The 2,867-nt window shown below is 39.1% G+C and carries 1 protein-coding gene; it reads left to right on the forward strand.

The annotated features are described in order from the left end of the window. Positions 1–245: 245 nt before the first annotated feature. A partial coding sequence (locus tag ACFINI_RS09680) for an autotransporter outer membrane beta-barrel domain-containing protein (RefSeq protein ID WP_375648020.1) occupies positions 246–2,867 on the forward strand: 2,622 nt, incomplete at its 3' end.

Here is a 2,867-nt window from a genome sequence, read left to right on the forward strand (position 1 = left end):
TGTCACTTATCAGCATAGATTTAAGAAAATTGGTTTTTCTGGAACGAGTTTCTCTGCTGGATTGCGCCACCTTTTTTAGCAATACATAAACTATATAGTAACTTATATATAAGTATATAGTATTGTATTAAGTATTAAATTAAATATTTCATTTTATATTTATTGTATTTTGAGAAATTTATTAGCTTAATATAGATATTATTCTTCAATGAATAGAAGTAGGGGAATAGGAGGCGGCAAGAGTTATGATTTATGTATTTCATAAATATGTATTTTTATGCAACGTTACAACAGCTATTCTTTATTTTTTGCAGGTTACGTATGTTAATGCTGCAGGATCTTCAAGTGATGCAGGAGGGGCATTTTATAAATGCGATGATAGAAAAACACACTTTCTCGCAGATAAAATCTATTACTTAAAAAGTTCTCAAGAGACGTCTGCTCATATTGCACCTATTGCAGCTATATATGTAGAAAAAGCAGGCACTATTGTTAATGCCTCTCAGATAACAGTTTTTGGCGATGATCCAGATAAAATATCTGCGTATGGGGCGTATGTAAGAAATGGTGGAAAAATTAATTTAATAGCTTCAGATTTTAAGAATATACCTGCTCTTCGTGCTCAAAATGCCGTTATTAGCATGACAGTAGGGGAAATTAAGGGGACTTCACATGCTATTTATGCATGGGGGAGAGGAACGGATATTGCTTTAGTGAGTGTGAATATCAATATTGAGCCAGATAATTTGAATGTAAAAGGGATCGGTATTATGAGTGGTTTTGATGCAATGGTTAAAATGACAGACGGTACCGTTAATTTTAACCAGATTGGCTCATTTTCAACTCGATTTGGGGGGCATTATATTCTTGATACTATGGGGATTACGGGGCAAGGAAGGAGGGAGGAAACTTTAACAGATGGTGATGGAGCTATGGGGGTATTGCCAGAAGCTTTTGAGGTTTTTCAAGGTGGTGACGTTCATTTGAAAAACAATTTTATTCAGCTGAACCATATGCATGCATTCTTGATGAAAAACTTTTCAGGTTATGTAAATGATAATGGTAAGTTAATTCAAAAATATATTTCACCAGATGGCTTTAAGAATACAAATATTAAGATAGAAAAAAACAATATTTCTGTTCAGGGTGAGGGAGTATATGGACTGTGCTTTAATGTTTTAGCTCCAGAAGAACTTGCTAAAATGTTGAGGCAACGAGATGATGAAAAAATTTTAGAAACCAAAAAAGTTATCACGGGGAGGGCATTTGTTTATTTATCAGAGACAAATATGACAGTTCCAGACGGGATTGCGATTTATGCGAAGGGGAATAAAGACTATGAAGTAAAAGGCACTCTTGAATTATCGGATGAAACAAAAATCTCTGGTGATTTGTTGCTAAAAGCTAAAAATAATGCTTCTCTATTGGTGAAAGCAAACGCTTCCTCTCTTACAGGAGGTACGCGTGTTGAGGGTAGATCGGTTATTGATTTAGAGTTAATTCGTTATTCAAAATGGTATCTTACTAAAAGTAAATACAACGGTTTACAGGAATCTGTTTCATCGCTTTCTTCTCTAAGTCTTTCCAATAGCACATTGATCTTTGATGAAGACAGTGGTTATCAAACGCTACGCATTGGAAAAAAAGCAGATATAGGTGCAGGAGATAAAATTCTCGCATCAAAAGATAAAAAAGTCTACAGTGCCGAGGGAAACGCTCAGATTAGGTTGAATGCATTTTTGAATGATGAGGGTTTGTTTAATCCCCAAAAGACGGATCGCATATTGATCTATGGGGATGTTTCTGGAACGACATTCGTTCATGTGCAAAATTTTCCAAAATATGCAAGTAAAGAAGTCTATGAGGGAAAAGATCAAAGCATTTCACTCATTCAAGTTGCTGGAACAGCGCAGGCAGGTTCTTTTCGACTCGCCAATGGTTATGATGATTATACTACGGTGAAAGGTTTTCCTTATCAATATCGTATTCGTGGTTATGGTCCAGGTTCGCCCTTTGGAGAAGCAGATGCTACGCAAAGATTAGTGGAAGGTGAGGGGGAATTTTGGGATTTCCGACTCGAAGGGGTTTATATTTCTTCTAGAATAGGTTCTTATAATGGTCCATTTGGTAAACCTTCTTCATTATCTCATCCTGTTAATCCTCCATCTTCTCCCCCCAATTCACTTTCTACGTCGTTGATATCTGACTCTCCTTCTTCTACGTCCTCTGCTCCTGTCGATCCTCCCCCTCCCGATCCACTTTCTACGTCGTTTATGTCTGACCCTCCTTCTTCTACGTCCTCTGATTCTGTCGATCCTCCCCCTTCCGATCCACTTTCCACATCGTTGACATCTGACTCTCCTTCTTCTACGTCCTCTGCTCCTGTCGATCCTCCCCCTCCCGATCCACTTTCTACTTCGTTTGTGTCTGACCCTCCTTCTTCTACGTCCTCTGATCCTGTCGATCCTCTCCCTCCCGATCCATTTTCTACGTCGTTTATGTCTGACGCTCCTTCTTCTACATCCTCTGATCCTGTTGATCCTCCATCTTCTCCTCCCGATCCACTTTCTACGTCGTTGACATCTGACTCTCCTTCTTCTACGTTCTCTGCTCTTGTTGATCCTCCACCTTCTCCCCCCGATCCACTTTCTACGTCGTTTATGTCTGATGCTCCTTCTTCTACATCCCCTGATCCTGTTGATCCTCCATTTTCTCCCCCCGATCCACTTTCTACGTCGTTTATGTCTGACGCTCCTTCTTCTACAGATTCTGTTGTTCTTCCTTCTGCGTCTGTTGAACCAAAGCCTTCTCAGTCCTCTGATCCTTTAGATCCTTCATCTAATCTCTCTATACCGCTTGATGTTCAG

The organism is Bartonella sp. AA56HLJMS, assembly GCF_042197145.1.
Lineage (GTDB): Bacteria > Pseudomonadota > Alphaproteobacteria > Rhizobiales > Rhizobiaceae > Bartonella.